This window comes from Salipiger bermudensis (genome assembly GCF_017309175.1).
GTDB classification, from domain to species: Bacteria; Pseudomonadota; Alphaproteobacteria; order Rhodobacterales; family Rhodobacteraceae; genus Salipiger; species Salipiger bermudensis.
This window is the reverse complement of sequence record NZ_JAEKJV010000014.1, coordinates 38,968-55,823: the sequence shown is the minus strand read 5'-3', so window position 1 is coordinate 55,823 and position 16,856 is coordinate 38,968. Positions and strand designations below refer to the sequence as shown.

The 16,856-nt window shown below is 67.5% G+C and carries 14 protein-coding genes; 4 read left to right on the top strand and 10 right to left on the bottom strand.

Annotated features, from left to right (window positions below; genetic code table 11):
* Window positions 1-116: 116 nt before the first annotated feature.
* The 10 genes from JF542_RS17635 to JF542_RS17590 form a co-directional block, all read right to left on the bottom strand.
* Complete coding sequence (locus JF542_RS17635; protein ID WP_007801275.1) at window positions 117-884, bottom strand: DeoR/GlpR family DNA-binding transcription regulator; 768 nt, start codon at window positions 882-884, stop codon at window positions 117-119.
* Between the two features lie 131 nt (window positions 885-1,015).
* On the bottom strand, window positions 1,016-1,498 hold the full coding sequence (locus JF542_RS17630) for a copper chaperone PCu(A)C (RefSeq protein ID WP_207076806.1): 483 nt from the start codon (window positions 1,496-1,498) through the stop codon (window positions 1,016-1,018).
* Window positions 1,499-1,516: 18 nt separating this feature from the next.
* Window positions 1,517-2,830, bottom strand: coding sequence for an ABC transporter permease family protein (locus JF542_RS17625; protein ID WP_207076805.1), 1,314 nt, complete (start codon window positions 2,828-2,830; stop codon window positions 1,517-1,519).
* Window positions 2,827-3,510, bottom strand: a complete 684-nt coding sequence (locus JF542_RS17620) for an ABC transporter ATP-binding protein (RefSeq protein WP_007801279.1) — start codon at window positions 3,508-3,510, stop codon at window positions 2,827-2,829. Before JF542_RS17620 ends, JF542_RS17625 begins: the two co-directional genes overlap by 4 nt.
* 4 nt (window positions 3,511-3,514) lie before the next feature.
* Window positions 3,515-3,940: a hypothetical protein gene (locus JF542_RS17615; RefSeq protein WP_207076804.1), complete on the bottom strand. Its 426-nt coding sequence runs from the start codon at window positions 3,938-3,940 to the stop codon at window positions 3,515-3,517.
* A gap of 108 nt (window positions 3,941-4,048) precedes the next feature.
* Window positions 4,049-5,548 (bottom strand): alkaline phosphatase, encoded by a 1,500-nt coding sequence (locus JF542_RS17610; protein WP_007801282.1) that lies wholly within the window; start codon window positions 5,546-5,548, stop codon window positions 4,049-4,051.
* Between the two features lie 145 nt (window positions 5,549-5,693).
* Window positions 5,694-6,527 (bottom strand): metal ABC transporter permease, encoded by an 834-nt coding sequence (locus JF542_RS17605; RefSeq protein ID WP_207076803.1) that lies wholly within the window; start codon window positions 6,525-6,527, stop codon window positions 5,694-5,696.
* Window positions 6,524-7,399: a metal ABC transporter permease gene (locus JF542_RS17600; protein WP_207076802.1), complete on the bottom strand. Its 876-nt coding sequence runs from the start codon at window positions 7,397-7,399 to the stop codon at window positions 6,524-6,526. The genes JF542_RS17605 and JF542_RS17600 overlap by 4 nt, the downstream gene beginning before the upstream one ends.
* Window positions 7,400-7,460: 61 nt before the next feature.
* Window positions 7,461-8,351 carry a manganese/iron ABC transporter ATP-binding protein gene (locus JF542_RS17595; RefSeq protein ID WP_242533815.1) on the bottom strand — a complete coding sequence of 297 codons (891 nt, stop codon included), beginning with the start codon at window positions 8,349-8,351 and terminating at the stop codon, window positions 7,461-7,463.
* Between the two features lie 20 nt (window positions 8,352-8,371).
* Window positions 8,372-9,274, bottom strand: coding sequence for a metal ABC transporter substrate-binding protein (locus JF542_RS17590; RefSeq protein WP_277988621.1), 903 nt, complete (start codon window positions 9,272-9,274; stop codon window positions 8,372-8,374).
* A 221-nt stretch (window positions 9,275-9,495) separates the two neighbouring features.
* Between JF542_RS17590 and metH the strand changes: the two genes are divergently transcribed.
* The 4 genes from metH (at window position 9,496) to gatA (ending at window position 16,835) form a co-directional block, all read left to right on the top strand.
* Window positions 9,496-13,266: a methionine synthase gene (gene metH, locus JF542_RS17585; protein ID WP_207076801.1), complete on the top strand. Its 3,771-nt coding sequence runs from the start codon at window positions 9,496-9,498 to the stop codon at window positions 13,264-13,266.
* Between the two features lie 98 nt (window positions 13,267-13,364).
* On the top strand, window positions 13,365-14,756 hold the full coding sequence (locus tag JF542_RS17580; protein WP_207076800.1) for a helix-turn-helix domain-containing protein: 1,392 nt from the start codon (window positions 13,365-13,367) through the stop codon (window positions 14,754-14,756).
* A gap of 307 nt (window positions 14,757-15,063) precedes the next feature.
* Window positions 15,064-15,351, top strand: coding sequence for an Asp-tRNA(Asn)/Glu-tRNA(Gln) amidotransferase subunit GatC (gene gatC, locus JF542_RS17575; RefSeq protein ID WP_007801289.1), 288 nt, complete (start codon window positions 15,064-15,066; stop codon window positions 15,349-15,351).
* A complete protein-coding gene (gene gatA, locus JF542_RS17570; RefSeq protein WP_207076799.1) occupies window positions 15,348-16,835 on the top strand; it encodes an Asp-tRNA(Asn)/Glu-tRNA(Gln) amidotransferase subunit GatA in 1,488 nt (495 codons plus the stop codon). The genes gatC and gatA overlap by 4 nt, the downstream gene beginning before the upstream one ends.
* Window positions 16,836-16,856 lie beyond the last annotated feature (21 nt).

The following is a 16,856-nucleotide window of genomic DNA, read 5'->3' as shown; positions in this document are numbered from 1 at the left end:
CTCCGGGCAACAAGAAGATGCATAGGTGTGACAGGTTTGAGCCGGGTTTCGGCCAGTTCCCGGGCCCAGGTGGTCAAAACGAGCGCCTCGCGGAGGCGGGCGCACCGGCTGCCCCCTCACACCTTCGCCAGCTTGACCTCGACCTCGCCCGCCACCAGCGCCCGGCGCAGCGGCCCTTGCGGGCGCGCATCGGTCACCAGCACGTCGATGTCGCCCCAGTCGGCATAGCGCGCGGTGGCCATGCGGTCGAACTTCGAATGATCCGCCACCACCATGTGGCGCGCGGACTGGCGCAGCATCGTGGCGTAGACATCCGCCGCGTCGATCAACGCGTCGGAGGGCCCAAGAGGCGACATCGCGCTCGCCCCGGTCACCGACCAGTCAGCGCTGTAATCGGACAGGAACCGCACCGCCTGCGCGCCGTGCATGGCGCCCTCGCCCGGGTGATAGACGCCCGGCGCCATGACCACCTGGATCGTCGGGTTGAGGCTCAGCGCCGAGGCCACGCTGACGCTGTGCGCGATCACCGTAAGCCCGTGCATCTCGATGGCGATGAACTTGGCAAGCTGGGTCGTGGTCGCCCCAGAGCCCAGCATGATCACCCGCGCCTCGGCAAGATAGGACAGCGCCGCCTGCCCGATCGCCGCGCGCTCTTCGACCAGCTCGAGATGGCGCTCCGACAGCGCGGGCTCGGCCGGCTGGCGCAGCATCGCACCGCCATAGGTGCGCGCGATCATCCCCTGCGCCGCAAGTTCCTCGAGATCGCGGCGGATGGTTTCGGTCGTGACGTCGAGGGTTTCGGCCAACCGCCCCACCCGCATCGTCGGCGAGACTGCCAACTGATCGAGGATCGCCCTCTGGCGCGTATCCTTCTTGCGAGACATGCGGTTCTTGCCTTCGACGGCACCGCACCGCGCGGCACCGAGTGTGGCCATGATCCAAGCAGAGCCGCGCCGGTCATTCAACCCTGAGCGGCGCGGCACCGGGTCGCGCCAGGGTGTATCTCCTTAGACGATCAATGGCTGTGCCCGGCGTGGCTGTGCTGCCTTGCATCTGCCGCGGCGACTTCAACGTGCAGCGCGAGCGCGCCGTGATCGGTCTCGAGATGCAGCTCGAAGTGATCGCCCTCGGTCAGGGCACGGGACAGGCCCGAAAGCCGGATCGCCAGCGCTCCCGGTTCGAGATGCAGCGCGCGGCCCGCCGCCAGAGGCACCGACGCCAGCGGCTCCCAGGCCGGCTGCCCGTCCTTCAGCACGAAGCCCACCAGCGCGCCATCCGAGGCAATCCCGCTCTCGGCCCCGGTCAGCAGGACGGAACCGCCGCCGGTGTTCTCGAGCTCGACGAAGACCAATGCCTCCCGTCCCGAGCTCGCCCGGGTCCAGGCGTGGAGCGCACGCAGTCCCGCAATCTCGGTCAGGTGGGGCGCGTCATGGTCATGGGTCTCGGCCAGCGCCGGAAGCGGCAGGGCGAGCGCGAAGGCAAGCAGGAGCGTACGCATGGGGGATCCTTTCAGAAGTCAGGCGCGCAGCCCGTCCACCACCTGCTGGCGCAGGACCACGGCGGCGGGCAGCAGCGACAGCAGCAGCGTCAGCGACACGAAACCGGCAAGGAAGTGGATCTCGCTCCAGCCGATGGGCGCGGTCACGAGGATGTCGGTCCGGGCGGTCACGACGCGCGACAGCACCGAGGCGGCGGCGACGCCGGTCAGCAGCCCCAACCCCGCGCCCGCAACGAGCAGCGCCGCGCCGAAGGACCAGACCACCGCGAAGACGAAGCGCGCCGGGGCGCCCAGCGCCCGCAGCAGCGCGATCTGGCGCCGGAACAGGCGCGACAGGATAAAGAGACCAAGCAGCACCGAGGCCGCGACCAGGCCCTGCGTCACCAGTGCCATCAGCGACATCACCTGCCGGATGTCACCCAACACCGCGTAGAGCCCCGCGAGCACCGCGCCGGGGAAGAAGGCCATGGTCTCGCGGTCGCGGGTGAACTCGGAGCGCAGCGCGTAATTCGCCCAGAGCGCCTCTGCCCGGACCACCACGGCCGGCGTGCCGGGGAAGTAGTCGGGATCGAAGGGCGGTCCGATCTGCCCGGCGCGCTCGGGGGCATGGCCGTTGGCCAGCCCGTGCACTTCCCAGACCGCCTCGACGGGCAGCAGGATGGCGCGGTCCCAAGGCGTACCGGTGGGTGCCATGCGGCCGACGATCTGAAGCTGCGCGTCACCATGGGCGTCGCCCTCGGCGGCGTCTCCATGGCCATGCGCAGGGGTAAAGCTCTCGCCCACTCCCAGCGGCACCAGCGCGCCCGCGAGCGCCTCGTCCGAGGCCTGCCACATGCGGCCCTCGATGCCGTCGTCGGCAAGGTCGCGCGCGAACTCCGCGGTGGTGCCGATCACCGGCGCATCGCCGTAGCTGTCGCCGAAGGCCAGCGGCGCGGCCACCGAGACGTTCTCGTGGCTGGCAATCTCGTCATAGGTGGCACCGTCGAGCAGCGGCATGTCGGTGGGCTGCAGGAACACCGCCGCCAGCATCACCGACAGTTCGCTGCCGGGCGCCGAGACCACGAGGTCGAACTTGTCCGCCGCCTGCGCGGTGCCGCGGCGCAGGCCGCGCTCCTGCGCCAGAAGGCCGATGCCCATGCCCACCGAGATCGCGATCAGCAGCACGAACATCACCGAGGCGCCACGAAAGCGCCAGAGGATGGCGCGCGTCAGCGGCCACGGTGCGAACCCACGCAGCACCAGCGCACCGACAAGCAGCGCCGGCAGCAGCAGGGCAAAGGTCAGCGCGATGTCCTGCGCCAGCGCCGGGAGGCTGTACCACAGGTCGCTCATGCCGCGGTCGCCTCGTCGCCCAGAAGCGCGCCGTCGGTGATCGTCAGCACGCGGTCCATCCGGTCGGTCAGGTGACGGTCATGGCTCACCGCGATCAGCGTGGTGCCGCTGTCGCGGGCCAAGTGTACCAGATCGTCGATCAGCCGGTCGGCGCTTGCCCGGTCGAGGCTCGCGGTGGGCTCGTCGGCGAGCAGCACCGGCGCCTCGGCGGCCATGGCGCGGGCAATGGCAACGCGCTGGCGCTCGCCGCCGGAAAAGCTCGAGACGTGGCGCCCGGCGTGATCGCCAAGGCCCAGCGCGCTCAGCCGTTTGCTGGCGCGGAGGCGCATGGCAGCGCGCTCGCGGCGCGGGCGGAAGAGCGCGGTGAGCGCCGCGTTGGCCCCGGCATCGAGCTCTTCGAAAAGCAGGAAGTCCTGAAAGATCATGCCGATATTGTCGGCGCGAAAGCGGGTGCGGCGCTCGGCGCCGAGCCGCAGAAGCTCGGTCTCGCCCCAGCGGATGCTGCCCTCGGCCTCGAGCAACCCGGCCAGCGCGTAGAGCAGCGTCGACTTGCCCGCCCCCGAAGGTCCGCGCACGCCGACAAGCGCGCCGGCGGGCAGCTCGAGCTTCGGCAGCGACAACAGCACACGGCCCTTGCCGCCCGGAACCACAAGCTCCGAGATGGTCAGAGGAAGGCCCATCGGATCAGCCGTAATTCGCGTCGCTGAGGCGGACCATGCTGAGAAAGCCGGTCTCGGGATCGCGATAGCCGCCGAGTTCGAGCACGCCCGAGACGGTGATCTTCTTGTTGAACGGGATCACGTCGACGATGCGCTTGGTGTAGACGGCGAGGATGTCGTTGGGCCACTCGGCCTCGGTCTCGCAGAACGGGCAAACCGCCATCGGCATCTTGGTGAGCACGAAGAACTTGCTCTCGGCCTTCAGCGGCGGCGCCATGAAGCCCTCGACGGTGATGCGTTCGCCTTCGCTCGCCACGGCGAGTTCGGAGAGATCGTTGCCCCGGCGCTCGTAGAGTTCGCGCACCTTGAGCGGAGCGTCCTGCGCCAGCGCGGGACGGGCCAGCAGCGGTGCGGCCAGAGCGGATGTGAGGAAATGGCGACGGGTCTGCATATCGTGTCCTCCAGAGAGGGAATCTGCCCTGCCAGTGTGCCGCAGGGCGAAAAGGAAACAAGGGGCCCCGGTGTCGCGGAGCCCCTTGCCACTGTCAAAGCGGAGCGATCACTCGGCGGTGACGGCGTGGTGCATGACGTGGAAGATCACGTTCTGCTCGAGCGTGCCGTCGAACAGGTGCGCCCAGGGGCCCTTGGCATAGACGGCGACGTCTTCACCGGAGTGGCTTTCCGACGACTTGGGGATCAGCGCCTGCTGGACGTAGTCGAGATCGGTGGCCTCGTCCTGGGTCACGTCGGGGCGCGAGCCCTCGTAGCCGTTCTCGCCCTCGACAAGGACCGAGCCGGAGCCGTTGAGGTAGCCGATCACGGTGTAGGGCTTGCCGTCGTCGGCCAGCACCAGCTCGTCGCTGTGCTTGTCGCCCTGCTGGGCCACGTCGTAGCACAGGCCGAGGATCGGGGTGCCGCGGCCGCAATAGCCGTTGAACGCGATCGAGTGCTCGTGGTCGGCGGTGACGATGATCAGGGTGTCTTCGTCGTTGGTCAGCTCGTCCGCCATGGCCACGGCCTCGGCGAAGGCCACACCGTCCACCAGCGTACGGTGGGCGTTGCCGGCGTGGTTGGCGTGGTCGACCCGGCCGGCCTCGATCTCGAGGTAGTAGCCGTTCTCGTTCTGGCTCAGGTATTCGATGGCCGCCTTGGTCATCTCGGCGAGCGACGGCTCGTCGTCATCGGCGCGGTCGGCCTCGTATTCCATGTGGCTGTCGTTGAACAGCGCCAGGATCGGGGTCTCGCCGTCGAGGGTCAGGGCGTTGAACGTCTCGGTGTTCCAGGCGTACTGGGCGCCGAGGCCGGTGGCGTTCTCGATCAGGTTGACACCGTCGGCGCGGCGGCCCGAGCCACCTTCGTCGGTCTGGGTGCCTTCGGGAACGAAGTGACGGCGACCGCCGCCCATGGCGAAGTCGATGACGCCGGCTTCCATCTGGTCGATGAGCTGGGCGGCGATGTCCTTCTGGGTGTCGCAGCCTTCCGGCACGCTGTCTTCCCAGTTGCGGTTGGCAGTCTTGGAGTAGACGGCCGCCGGGGTCGCGTGGGTGACACGTGCGGTCGAGACGATGCCGACCGATTTCTCCATGCCCGAGACGATCTCGGCGAAAGTGGTCAGCTCGTTGCCGGCCACGGTCGAGCAATCGTCATGGATCGCGTCACCGCCGAGGTTGATCAGGTTGAAGCGCTGCTTCACGCCGGTGTTCATCGCGCCGGCGGTCGGAGCGGAGTCCGGCGTCTGGGCGTTGATGTTGTAGGTCTTGACGAGGGCGGCGTGGTAGTCGGGCGTTTCGTAGGGCAGCACGTGCTCTTCGCCGAGCTTGCCTTCCTGCTGACCGGCGAAGACGCGGGTCGCGTAGTTGGTGCCGACACCGTTGCCGTCTGCCACCAGCACGATCACGTTCTTGGCGGTGTTGGTGTTGTCCTGACGGTCGAGGATGGCCTGGATGGCCTCCTGGCCGGCGGTGAACCATTCGCTGCCGGCCTGCGGCAGGTCGGCGGTTTGGGCCGACGCTGCAGTGGCGGCGCTGAGGGCGATGGCGGAAATCAGGGTGCGTTTCATGGGCGAGCTTGCTCCTGTCTTGTAACGGCCGGCACGCTGCCGGGGGCGTCTATTGCTCGCGCTCCGATTGCCCGTGCAATGTAACAGACACGTTACAGGATCTTGACAGTTTTGTCCGGCGGCGCCCGATGCCGGACGCTCCGCCTCAGCCAGCCGTGCGCGCCGCCCGACGGGTGAGCGCAAGGCGCCGCACGAAGGCCACCAGGAACAGCGCCGTGAGGATCAGGATGATCGTCGGCGCCGGTGCGCTGTCGAGGAAGAAGCTGGCATAGGTGCCCGCGAGCATCGACAGCAGGCAGGCCAGCGTCGCGGCGATCATCATGCCGCCGAAGCGCCGGCAGATCAGGAAGCCGATGGCGCCCGGTGCGATCAGCAGGCCCACCGCGAGGATCAGACCGGTGGCGGTGAGCGTCGCGACGATGGTCAGCGAGAGCGCAGTGAGCAGCCCGTAATGCAGCCAGCCCACCCGCAGCCCCGAGGCACGTGCCTGCGCCGGATCGAAGGCGTGCAGCAGCAGGTCCTTCCAGAACAGAGCCACCCCCAGGGTCACAAGCACCGAGATGCTGCCGGCAGTCCACAGATCGGACGGGCCTACCCCCAGCATGTTGCCGAAGAGGATATGGTCGAGATGCACGTTGGTCTGCACCTGCGTGTAGAGCACGATGCCAAGCCCGAACATGCCCGAGAACACCACGCCCATCACCGTGTCCTGCTTGACCCGGCTGTTCTCGGCCAGAAAGCCGGTCGCTGTGGCGGTGAGCATCCCCGCCCCGAATGCGCCGACGATCAGCGGCAGCCCGGCAATATAGGCCAGCACCACGCCGGGCAGGATGGCGTGGCTGATGGCGTCTCCCATCAGCGCCCAGCCCTTGAGCACGAGGAAGCACGACAGCAGCGCCGTGGGGATCGCCACGAAGACACAGATCAGGAAGGCGTTCTGCATGAACGGAAACTGGAACGGCAGAAGAAGCTCGCTCATGCTGCGCCCTCCTGCGTCCGGTCCTCACGCAGCGCCTGCCGCGCCTTGCGTCGCGCGGCCAGCATGCCGTGCTTGGGCGCGAAGACAAAGGCGGCGAGGAAGATCAGCGTCTGCAGCACCACGATGACGCCGCCCGTGGCGCCGTCGAGGAAATAGCTCAGATAGGCGCCGGTGAAGCTGGTCAGCGCCCCGATGCTCACCGACAGCAGGATCAGCCGCGGGAAGCGGTCGCAGAGCAGGTAGGCGGTGGCGCCGGGCGTCACCACCATGGCGATGACGAGAAACGCCCCCACGGTCTGCATCGCCGCCACCACCGAGGCCGAGAGCAGCGTGAAGAACACCGCCTTCAAGAGCCCCGGCCGCAGACCGACGCTCTGGGCATGGCTCTCGTCGAAGAAGACGACCATGAGATCCTTCCACTTGGCCAGCAGCACCACGAGCGAGATCGCCCCGATCAGCACCAGCTGCAGCGTGTCGGCGGGCGTGATGGCAAGGATATTGCCCATTGTGATGGTCTGGATCGACACCGAGACCGGGTTGACCGAGACCATGAACAGGCCGAGCCCGAAGAACGAGGTGAAGATCAACCCGATCACCACGTCGATCTTCAGCCCCGAGCGGCCCGAAAGGAACAGCATCGCCCCCGCCGCGAGGCCCCCGGAAATGAAGGCGCCCAGCGCGAACGGCAGGCCCAGCATGTAGGCCCCGGCGACGCCGGGCACCACCGCGTGCGACAGCGCGTCGCCGATCAGCGACCAGCCCTTGAGCATCAGGTAGGAGGACAGGAAGGCGCAGACCCCGCCCACCAGGGCCGAGACCCACATGGCGTTGGTCATGTACCCATAGGAGAACGGCTCGAGTAGAACGCTCATCGCGGCACCTCCCCGCCACGGCATGTCAGATCATCGAGCAGGGTTGCGTTCGGGAGACGGCTCATTTGCCCGCCTCACGGGTGCGCATCTCGTCGCCGTACTGCACCAGAGGGCGTTCATCGTCGGAAAAGATGGTGACCCGGCGGGCATCGTCATCGTCGTGCAGCGCGTCGCCACCCAGCGTGAAGTGCCGCAGCACGCCCCCGAAGGCCGCCTCGAGATTGGCGCGGGTGAAGGTGGTCTCGGTCGGCCCAAAGGCCAGCACCGTGCCCTTGACCAGCACGGTGCGGTCGCAGAACTCGGGCACCGAGCCGAGATTGTGGGTCGAGACCAGCATCACCCGCCCCTCGTCGCGCAGCGCGCGCAGCAGCGCGATGATCTGCTCCTCGGTCTTCACGTCGACGCCGGTGAAGGGCTCGTCGAGCAGGATCACCTGCCCTTCCTGCGCCAGCGCCCGGGCAAGGAACACGCGCTTGCGCTGCCCGCCGGAGAGCTCGCCGATCTGGCGATGGCGGAAGTCCTGCATGTTGACCCGCGCCAGCGCCTCGGCCACCGCCTCGTGATCGGCGCGCCTGGGCCGGCGAAGAAACCCCATGTGGCCGTAACGGCCCATCATCACCACGTCCTCGACCAGCACCGGGAAGGACCAGTCGACCTCTTCCGATTGCGGCACATAGGCCACGAGGTTGCGCTTGAGCGCCTCCTTCACCGACATGCCAAGCAAGGATATCTCACCCGCCGCTGCCGGCACGAAGCCCATGATCGCCTTGAACAGCGTCGACTTGCCCGCCCCGTTCACGCCCACAAGCGCCGTGACGGTGCCGCGCGGGATCTCGAAGCTGGCATGGCGCAGGGCGGTATGGCCGTTGCGGTAGGACACGGTGACGTCGCGGGCGGAAATCCCGCCGCCCGCGGCCGTCTCGGCGTCTGTCGCGGTCTGGCTGTCGCGCATCTCGGTCCTCTTTCGCAGTCTCAGTTGCCGGCCCCGGTGAGCCCGTCGGCGATGGTCTGCGAGGTCACCTTCAGCAGATCCAGGTAGGTCGGCACCGGGCCGTCGGCATCGCTCAGGCTATCGACATAGAGCACGCCGCCGTAATCTGCACCGGTTTCGCGCGCCACCTGCTCTGCGGGCGCGGTGTTGACCGTGCTCTCACAGAACACCGCCGGAATTTCGTGCGTCTTCACCCCGTCGATCACCGCCCGCACCTGCTGCGGCGTGCCGGTCTGATCGGCGTTCATCGGCCAGAGATACAGCTCCTTCATGCCGAAATCGCGGGCGAGATAGCTGAAGGCGCCCTCGCAGGTGACCAGCCAACGCTTGTCCTCGGGGATCTCGGCGATCTTCGCCCGCAGCGGCTCGAGCGTGTCGCGCAGCTCCTGCTTGTAGGCCGCGGCGTTGGCCTCGTAGGTCTCGGCATTGTCGGGATCGTGTTCGCTCAGCGCGGCGGCGATGTTGTCGACATAGACCTGCGCGTTGTCGAGCCCCATCCACGCGTGCGGGTTGGCCTTGCCCTCGTAGGCGCCCTGCGCGATCGCGATGGGATCGATCCCCTCGCTCAGCGTGGCCGAGGGCAGATCGCCGAGATTGCGCAGGAACTGCTCGAACCACAGCTCGAGGTTCAGCCCGTTCCAAAGGATCAGGTCGGCGTCATGGGCGCCGACGATGTCGCGCGGCGTGGGCTCGTAGCCGTGGATCTCGGCGCCGGGCTTGGTGATCGAGACCACCTCGGCGGCATCGCCAGCCACGTTCTGCGCCATGTCGGCCAGCACCGTGAAGGTCGTCACCACCTTGAGCTTTTCGTCGGCATTGGCGGCCTGCGCCAGCAAGAGCGTGAGCATCGAGGCGGTGGCGAGCCCGATTTTGGGTCTGAACATGTGGCGTCTCCTCGGTGAGCGGTCGGTCTTTCCGCCATGTAAATGCGAGCCATTCGCAAGTGTCAATGATGCAAATGAGAATGGATCGCAAAACCGTGAGCGTGCACCCTGCCCGCCCACAATGTGAACGCGCCTCATGATCCCCTTGACCATTATGAATTGGCCTTAGCTACGCCCAGCATATAGGTAGGCCGCCAAACAGCCCGGAAAGCCGAAATCCCATGTCCAGCACCGCCCCGACCCGTTCTCCCGTCTTCGACCGCCTGCACGCGGCCGCGCGTGAGCGCATCCTGATCCTCGACGGCGCAATGGGCACGCAGATCCAGCAACTCGGCCTGTCGGAGGGCGATTTTCAGGGCTGCGGCGGGGGCGCCTGCAGCTGCCACCTGCCGCATGACAGCGACAAGCCGCAGCAGGGCAACAACGACCTCCTCAACCTCACCAAGCCCGAGGCGATCGAGGAGATCCACTATCTCTACGCCATGGCGGGCGCCGATATCGCCGAGACCAACACCTTCTCCTCGACCACCATCGCGCAGGCCGATTACGCCATGGAGGGCGCGGTCTACGACCTCAACTTCCAAGGCGCGCGGCTGGCCCGTCGGGCGATGGACCGGGCCGAGGCCGAGGATGGCCGCCCCCGCTTCGTGGCCGGCGCACTCGGGCCGACCAACCGCACCGCCTCGATCAGTCCGGACGTGAACAACCCCGGCTATCGTGCTGTCACGTTTGATCAATTGCGCATCGCCTATGCGGATCAGGCGCGCGCCCTGATCGACGGCGGCGCCGACCTGCTGCTGATCGAGACGATCTTCGACACGCTCAACGCCAAGGCCGCGATCTTTGCCTGCGAAGAGGTCTTCGCCGAGCGCGGAGAGCGTCTGCCGGTGATGATCTCGGGCACCATCACCGACCTGTCGGGCCGCACCCTCTCGGGCCAGACGCCCACCGCCTTCTGGCATTCGGTGCGCCATGCCGAGCCCTTCACCATCGGTCTCAACTGCGCCCTCGGCGCCGAGGCGATGCGTCCGCACCTGGCCGAGATCTCGGGCGTGGCCGACACGCTGATCTGCGCCTACCCCAACGCCGGCCTGCCCAACGAGATGGGCGAGTATGACGAAACCCCCGAGCAGATGGCCGCGCAGATCGCGGGCTTTGCGAAGGAAGGTCTGCTCAACGTGGTGGGCGGCTGCTGCGGCTCGACCTATGAGCACATCCGCGCCATCGCCAAGGCGGTCGAGGGATTCGCCCCGCGCGAGATCCCCCAGCCCAAGCCGCTGATGCGCCTGTCGGGGCTCGAGCCGTTCGTGCTGACCGAGGACATCCCCTTCGTCAACGTGGGCGAGCGGACCAATGTCACGGGCTCCGCCAAGTTCCGTAAGCTGATCACCAATGCCGATTATGCCACCGCGCTCGACGTGGCCCGCGACCAGGTCGAGAACGGCGCCCAGATCATCGACGTGAACATGGATGAGGGCCTGATCGACAGCCAGCAGGCGATGGTCGAGTTCCTCAACCTGATCGCCGCCGAGCCCGACATCGCCCGCGTGCCGATCATGATCGACAGCTCCAAGTGGGAGATCATCGAGGCCGGGCTGAAATGCGTGCAGGGCAAGCCCGTGGTTAACTCGATCTCGATGAAGGAGGGCGAAGAGGCCTTCCTCGAGCAGGCCACGCTCTGCCGCCGCTACGGGGCCGCGGTCATCGTCATGGCCTTTGATGAGACGGGCCAGGCCGATACCGAGGACCGCAAGGTCGAGATCTGCACCCGCGCCTACAGGCTGCTGACCGAGAAGGTCGGCTTCCCGCCCGAGGACATCATCTTCGACCCCAACGTCTTTGCCGTCGCCACCGGCATTGAAGAGCATGACAATTACGGCGTCGACTTCATCGAGGCGACGCGCCGCATCACCACCGACTGCCCGCATGTGCACATCTCGGGCGGGGTGTCGAACCTGTCCTTCTCGTTCCGCGGCAACGAGCCGGTGCGCGAGGCGATGCACGCGGTGTTCCTCTACCACGCCATCCAGAACGGCATGGACATGGGCATCGTCAACGCAGGCCAGCTTGCGGTCTATGACCAGATCGACCCCGACCTGCGCGAGGCCTGCGAGGACGTGGTGCTGAACCGCACCCCCGCCAATGGCGGCACCGCCACCGAGAACATGCTCGACATCGCCGAGCGCTATCGCGGACAGGGCGGCGCCAAGGGCCGCGAAAAGGACATGAGCTGGCGCGAGCTGCCGGTCGAGAAGCGGCTCGAGCACGCGCTGGTCAACGGCATCACCGAGTTCATCGAGGGCGACACCGAGGAAGCCCGGCAGGCCGCCGAGCGCCCCCTGCACGTCATCGAGGGTCCGCTGATGGCGGGCATGAACGTGGTCGGCGACCTCTTCGGCGCCGGCAAGATGTTCCTGCCGCAGGTGGTGAAATCGGCCCGCGTGATGAAGCAGGCGGTTGCCGTGCTGCTGCCCTACATGGAAGAGGAAAAGCGCCTCGGCGGCGGCACCGAGCGCGAGGCCGCCGGCAAGGTGCTCATGGCCACGGTGAAGGGCGACGTGCACGACATCGGCAAGAATATCGTGGGCGTCGTGCTGGCCTGCAACAATTACGAGATCATCGACCTTGGCGTCATGGTCCCGGCGGAAAAGATCCTCGCCACCGCGAAGGAGCAGAATGTCGACGTGATCGGCCTCTCGGGCCTGATCACGCCCTCGCTCGACGAGATGGTCCACGTGGCCTCAGAGATGGAGCGCGAAGGCTTCGACATCCCGCTGCTGATCGGCGGCGCCACCACCTCGCGCGTGCATACGGCGGTGAAGATCCACCCGCGCTACGGCAAGGGCCAGGCGGTCTACGTCACCGATGCTAGCCGCGCGGTGAGCGTGGTCTCCTCGCTGCTGTCCGCGACGCAAAAGCCCGACTACGTGGCCAACATCCAGACCGAATATGCCGACGTGGCGGACAAGCACGCCCGCGCCGAGCTCGCCAAGAAGCGCATCTCGGTCGAGCAGGCGCGCGACAACGCGCTCAAGCTCGATTTCGGCAACCACGCCCCTGCCCCTTCCTTCCTCGGCAGCAAGGTGGTCGAGGACTGGGATCTGGCCGAGCTCGCGCGCTACATCGATTGGACGCCGTTCTTCCAGACATGGGAGATGAAGGGCGTCTATCCCAAGATCCTCGACGACGAGAAACAGGGCGAGGCCGCGCGCGCGCTGTTTGCCGACGCGCAGGCGATGCTGGAGAAGATCATCGCCGAGAAGTGGTTCCATCCCCGCGCCGTTGTTGGCTTCTGGCCGGCCAACGCCGTGGGCGACGACATCCGTCTCTTCAAGGGCGAGGACCGCGTCGAGGAACTGGCCACCTTCTACACCCTGCGCCAGCAGACCGCCAAGCGCGGCGACCGGCCCAACGTGGCGCTGTCGGATTTCGTGGCACCCGAGGGCCGGCCCGACCATGTCGGCGGCTTCGTCGTGACCGCAGGCATCGAGGAAGAGCGCATCGCCAAGGCGTTCGAGGCCGAGCACGACGATTACTCCTCGATCATGGTCAAGGCGCTGGCCGACCGCTTTGCCGAGGCCATGGCCGAGCGCCTGCACGAGCGCGTGCGCAAGGAGCTCTGGGGCTACGCGCCGGACGAGGCGTTCGACAATGCCGAGCTGATCTCCGAGAAATACGCCGGGATCCGCCCGGCCCCGGGCTATCCGGCGCAGCCCGACCACACCGAGAAGACCACGCTCTTCGAGCTGCTCGATGCCACCAATGCCACCGGGGTCGAGCTCACCGAGAGCTACGCCATGTGGCCCGGCTCCTCGGTCTCGGGGCTCTACATCGCCCACCCCGACAGCTACTATTTCGGCGTCGCCAAGGTCGAGCGAGACCAGGTGCAGGACTATGCCGCGCGCAAGGGCATGGCGGTCGAGGAGGTCGAGCGCTGGCTGGCACCGATCCTCAACTACATCCCCGGTGCCGGAGCGGTGGCGGCAGAGTAAGCGCCGCCCGCGCCCGGCAGCACTGGACCCCGCCCGCGAAATTTGCAAACTAGCGCTTTACAATGCGCTAAGCTGCAAACACCGCGGGAGGGGGACCGATGGCCACACGCAAGCTCTATGCCGGGGCCAAGCTGCGCGACCTGCGCGGCCGGCTCGGGCTGACACAGAAGGATTTCGCCGGCAAGCTGGGGATCTCCCTGCCCTATCTGAACCAGATGGAGAACAACAACCGCCCGGTCTCGACCACGGTGGTGCTGGCGCTGGCGCAGGAATTCGGCTTCGACGTCACCGAGCTTGGTCAGGGCGACAGCGAGCGGCTGGTCTCGGACATGCGCGAGGCGCTGGCCGATCCGATCTTTGGCGAAAGCCCGCCGCTGGCCGATCTGCGCCTCACCGCTTCGAACGCGCCGGCGCTGGCGCGTGCCTTTCTCGAACTGCACCGCGCCTACCGCCAGACCCACGAGCGGCTCGCCTCGCTTGACGAGGCGCTGGGGCGCGAGGATGCGCAGCTGCAGCCCAGCCCGTGGGAGGAGGTGCGCGACTTCTTCCACTACTGCGACAACTACATCGACGCGGTGGACCGGGCGGCGGAGCATTTCGCCAACATGCTCAAGGGCGATCTGCGCGGCGCGCTGGTGGCCCGCCTGCGCGAACGCGGCGTGGCGGTCGAGACCGCGAAGACCAGCTCGCTGCGCGCCTATGATGCGGAGCGCAAGCTGCTGACCCTGTCGAACCTGGTGCCGCCCGAGACACAGAACTTCCAGCTGCTGGTGCAGGTGGCGCTCCTGCGCCAGAACGATCTGCTCGAGGCGACGCTGGATCTCGCCCGCTTTCAGTCCGACGCCGCCCGCGCCATCGCCAAGCTCGGCCTCGCCAATTACTTCGCCGGCGCCGCGATGATGCCCTATGGTGCGTTTCTCGCCGCGGCACAGGAAACCCGCCACGATCTCGAGCTGCTGGCCGCGCGCTTCGGCGCCTCGATCGAGCAGGTGGCGCACCGGCTCTCGACCCTGCAACGGCCCGGCGCCAAGGGCATCCCGTTCTTCTTCGCCCGCGTCGACCAGGCCGGCACGATCACCAAGCGACACTCCGCGACGCGGCTGCAATTCGCCCGCTTCGGCGGCGCCTGCCCGCTGTGGAACGTGCACCGCGCCTTCGAGACGCCGGGCCGCTTCCTGCGCCAGCTGGCCGAGACCCCGGACGGCGTTCGCTACGTGCTGCTGGCACGAGACGTGACCAAGCGCGGCGGCCATTTCGGTGCGCCGGTGCGGCGCTACGCCATGGCACTCGGCTGCGAGGTCAAGCACGCTGGCGCGCTGGTCTACGCAGACGGTCTCGACCTCGCCCGCGACGGTGCCTTCGAGCCGATCGGCATCTCCTGCCGGATCTGCGAGCGCACCGACTGCCACCAGCGCTCGGTCCCGCCGCTGGAAAAGCGCCTCTCCATTCGCCCCGATCGCCGCGACGTGTTGCCCTACTCGCTCGAGTGAGCACCGCCGCACTGCTTGGCGAGGGGCGGACGGGGGCGCTGCCCCCTCTTGGCGCTTTGCGCCAATTCACCCCCGGGATATTTGACGCCAGAAGAAGACATGAGCGCTGCGCCCCAAGCTTCTCTTCGTCAAAAATACTCCCGCCGGAGGCAGGCGGTCCCCTGCGGCCGGGCGCCACTTATGGCCTCGCGTGCGAGATTTGCCCCCCCATCGACCCGGCATCCGGCTCGGGCGCTTGCGGCGGCGCGGCTGCGGCGGTAAAGCGGGCGAAAGTTTTGCGGACATTTGCAGACAGGGGAGCCTCCCGATGTCGATCGACACCGACACCGCCGCCCGCGTGGCCAAGCTCGCCCGGATCCGGGTCGAGGACGACCAGCTTCCGGCGCTGGCACAGGAATTCTCGAACATTCTCGAGTTCATCGAACAGCTCAACGAGGTCGACGTCGATGGCGTCGAGCCGATGGTTTCGGTGACCCCGATGCGCCTGAAGCGCCGCCAGGACGGCGTGACCGATGGCAACCAGCAGGACAAGGTCCTGTCCAACGCCCCCGATGCCCGCGAGGGCTTCTTTGCCGTGCCGAAGGTGGTGGAATGAGCGATCTGACGAAGATGAAGGTGGCCGAGGCGCGCGACGCGCTGCGCGCCGGAGACGTGACCTCGGTCGAGCTGACCGAAGCCTGCCTGGGTGCCATCGAGGGCGCCGGGGCGCTCAACGCCTATGTCCACAAGACGCCCGAGATCGCCATCGAGCAGGCGAAAGCCGCCGATGACCGCATCAAGGCCGGCGACGCCCCCGCCATGTGCGGCATCCCGATGGGCATCAAGGATCTGTTCTGCACCCGTGGCGTCGCCTCGCAGGCCGCCTCGCGGATCCTCGAGGGCTTCAAGCCGGAATACGAATCCACCGTCACCACGCAGCTCTTCGATGCCGGCGCGGTGATGCTCGGCAAGCTCAACATGGACGAGTTTGCCATGGGGAGCAGCAACGAGACCTCCTGTTACGGCAACGCGGTCAACCCGTGGCGCCGCGGCAATAACGACAGCCAGCTCACCCCCGGCGGCTCGTCGGGCGGCTCGGCGGCCGCGGTCGCGGCGGATCTCTGCCTCGCCGCCACCGGCACCGACACCGGCGGCTCGATCCGCCAGCCCGCCGCCTTCACCGGTATCACCGGCATCAAGCCGACCTACGGGCGCTGCTCGCGCTGGGGCATCGTGGCCTTCGCCTCTTCGCTCGACCAGGCCGGCCCAATGACCAAGGACGTGCGCGACGCCGCCATCCTGCTGCAGGCAATGTGCGGCCACGATCCCAAGGATTCGACCTCTGCAGACCTGCCTGTTCCGGATTTCGAGGCCATGCTGACCGGCGACATCAAGGGCAAGACCATCGGCATTCCGCGCGAATACCACATGGAGGGCATGCCCGAGGAGATCGAGGCGCTCTGGGCCCGGGGCCGCGAGATGCTGGCCGATGCGGGCGCCAAGATCGTCGACATCTCGCTGCCGCACACCAAGTACGCGCTGCCCGCCTATTACGTGATCGCGCCCGCGGAAGCGTCGTCGAACCTGGCCCGCTATGACGGCGTGCGCTATGGCCACCGCGCCACGCTCGCCGCCGGCGAGGGCATCAACGACATGTACGAGAAGACCCGCGCCGAGGGCTTCGGCCCCGAGGTGCAGCGCCGCGTCATGGTCGGCACATACGTGCTCTCGGCGGGCTTTTACGATGCCTATTACAACCGCGCCCGCAAGGTCCGCACGCTGATCAAGAAGGACTTCGAAGACGTCTTCGCGCAGGGCGTCGACGCGATCCTGACCCCGGCCACCCCCTCGGCAGCGTTCGGGCTTGGCGAGATGCAGGACGCGGACCCGGTGCAGATGTATCTCAACGACGTCTTCACCGTGACGGTGAACCTTGCCGGCCTCCCGGGCGTTAGTGTTCCGGCGGGTCTGGACAAGCAGGGCCTGCCGCTGGGGCTGCAGCTGATCGGGCGGCCGTGGGAAGAAGGGGATCTGCTGAACACCGCCTACGCGCTCGAGCGCGCGGCCGGCTTCGTGGAGAAGCCCGCGAAATGGTGGTAACAGCACCGCAAGAGAGGTGAC

Coding starts and splice junctions, on each gene's coding strand:
- JF542_RS17620 (WP_007801279.1), bottom strand. CDS start 3,510: ATGGGCCTTCCTCTGACCATCTCGGAGCTTGTGGTTCCGGGCGGCAAG.
- JF542_RS17630 (WP_207076806.1), bottom strand. CDS start 1,498: ATGCGTACGCTCCTGCTTGCCTTCGCGCTCGCCCTGCCGCTTCCGGCG.
- metH (WP_207076801.1), top strand. CDS start 9,496: ATGTCCAGCACCGCCCCGACCCGTTCTCCCGTCTTCGACCGCCTGCAC.
- JF542_RS17615 (WP_207076804.1), bottom strand. CDS start 3,940: ATGCAGACCCGTCGCCATTTCCTCACATCCGCTCTGGCCGCACCGCTG.
- JF542_RS17635 (WP_007801275.1), bottom strand. CDS start 884: ATGTCTCGCAAGAAGGATACGCGCCAGAGGGCGATCCTCGATCAGTTG.
- JF542_RS17605 (WP_207076803.1), bottom strand. CDS start 6,527: ATGAGCGAGCTTCTTCTGCCGTTCCAGTTTCCGTTCATGCAGAACGCC.
- JF542_RS17625 (WP_207076805.1), bottom strand. CDS start 2,830: ATGAGCGACCTGTGGTACAGCCTCCCGGCGCTGGCGCAGGACATCGCG.
- JF542_RS17590 (WP_277988621.1), bottom strand. CDS start 9,274: ATGTTCAGACCCAAAATCGGGCTCGCCACCGCCTCGATGCTCACGCTC.
- JF542_RS17595 (WP_242533815.1), bottom strand. CDS start 8,351: ATGCGCGACAGCCAGACCGCGACAGACGCCGAGACGGCCGCGGGCGGC.
- gatA (WP_207076799.1), top strand. CDS start 15,348: ATGAGCGATCTGACGAAGATGAAGGTGGCCGAGGCGCGCGACGCGCTG.
- JF542_RS17580 (WP_207076800.1), top strand. CDS start 13,365: ATGGCCACACGCAAGCTCTATGCCGGGGCCAAGCTGCGCGACCTGCGC.
- JF542_RS17610 (WP_007801282.1), bottom strand. CDS start 5,548: ATGAAACGCACCCTGATTTCCGCCATCGCCCTCAGCGCCGCCACTGCA.
- JF542_RS17600 (WP_207076802.1), bottom strand. CDS start 7,399: ATGAGCGTTCTACTCGAGCCGTTCTCCTATGGGTACATGACCAACGCC.
- gatC (WP_007801289.1), top strand. CDS start 15,064: ATGTCGATCGACACCGACACCGCCGCCCGCGTGGCCAAGCTCGCCCGG.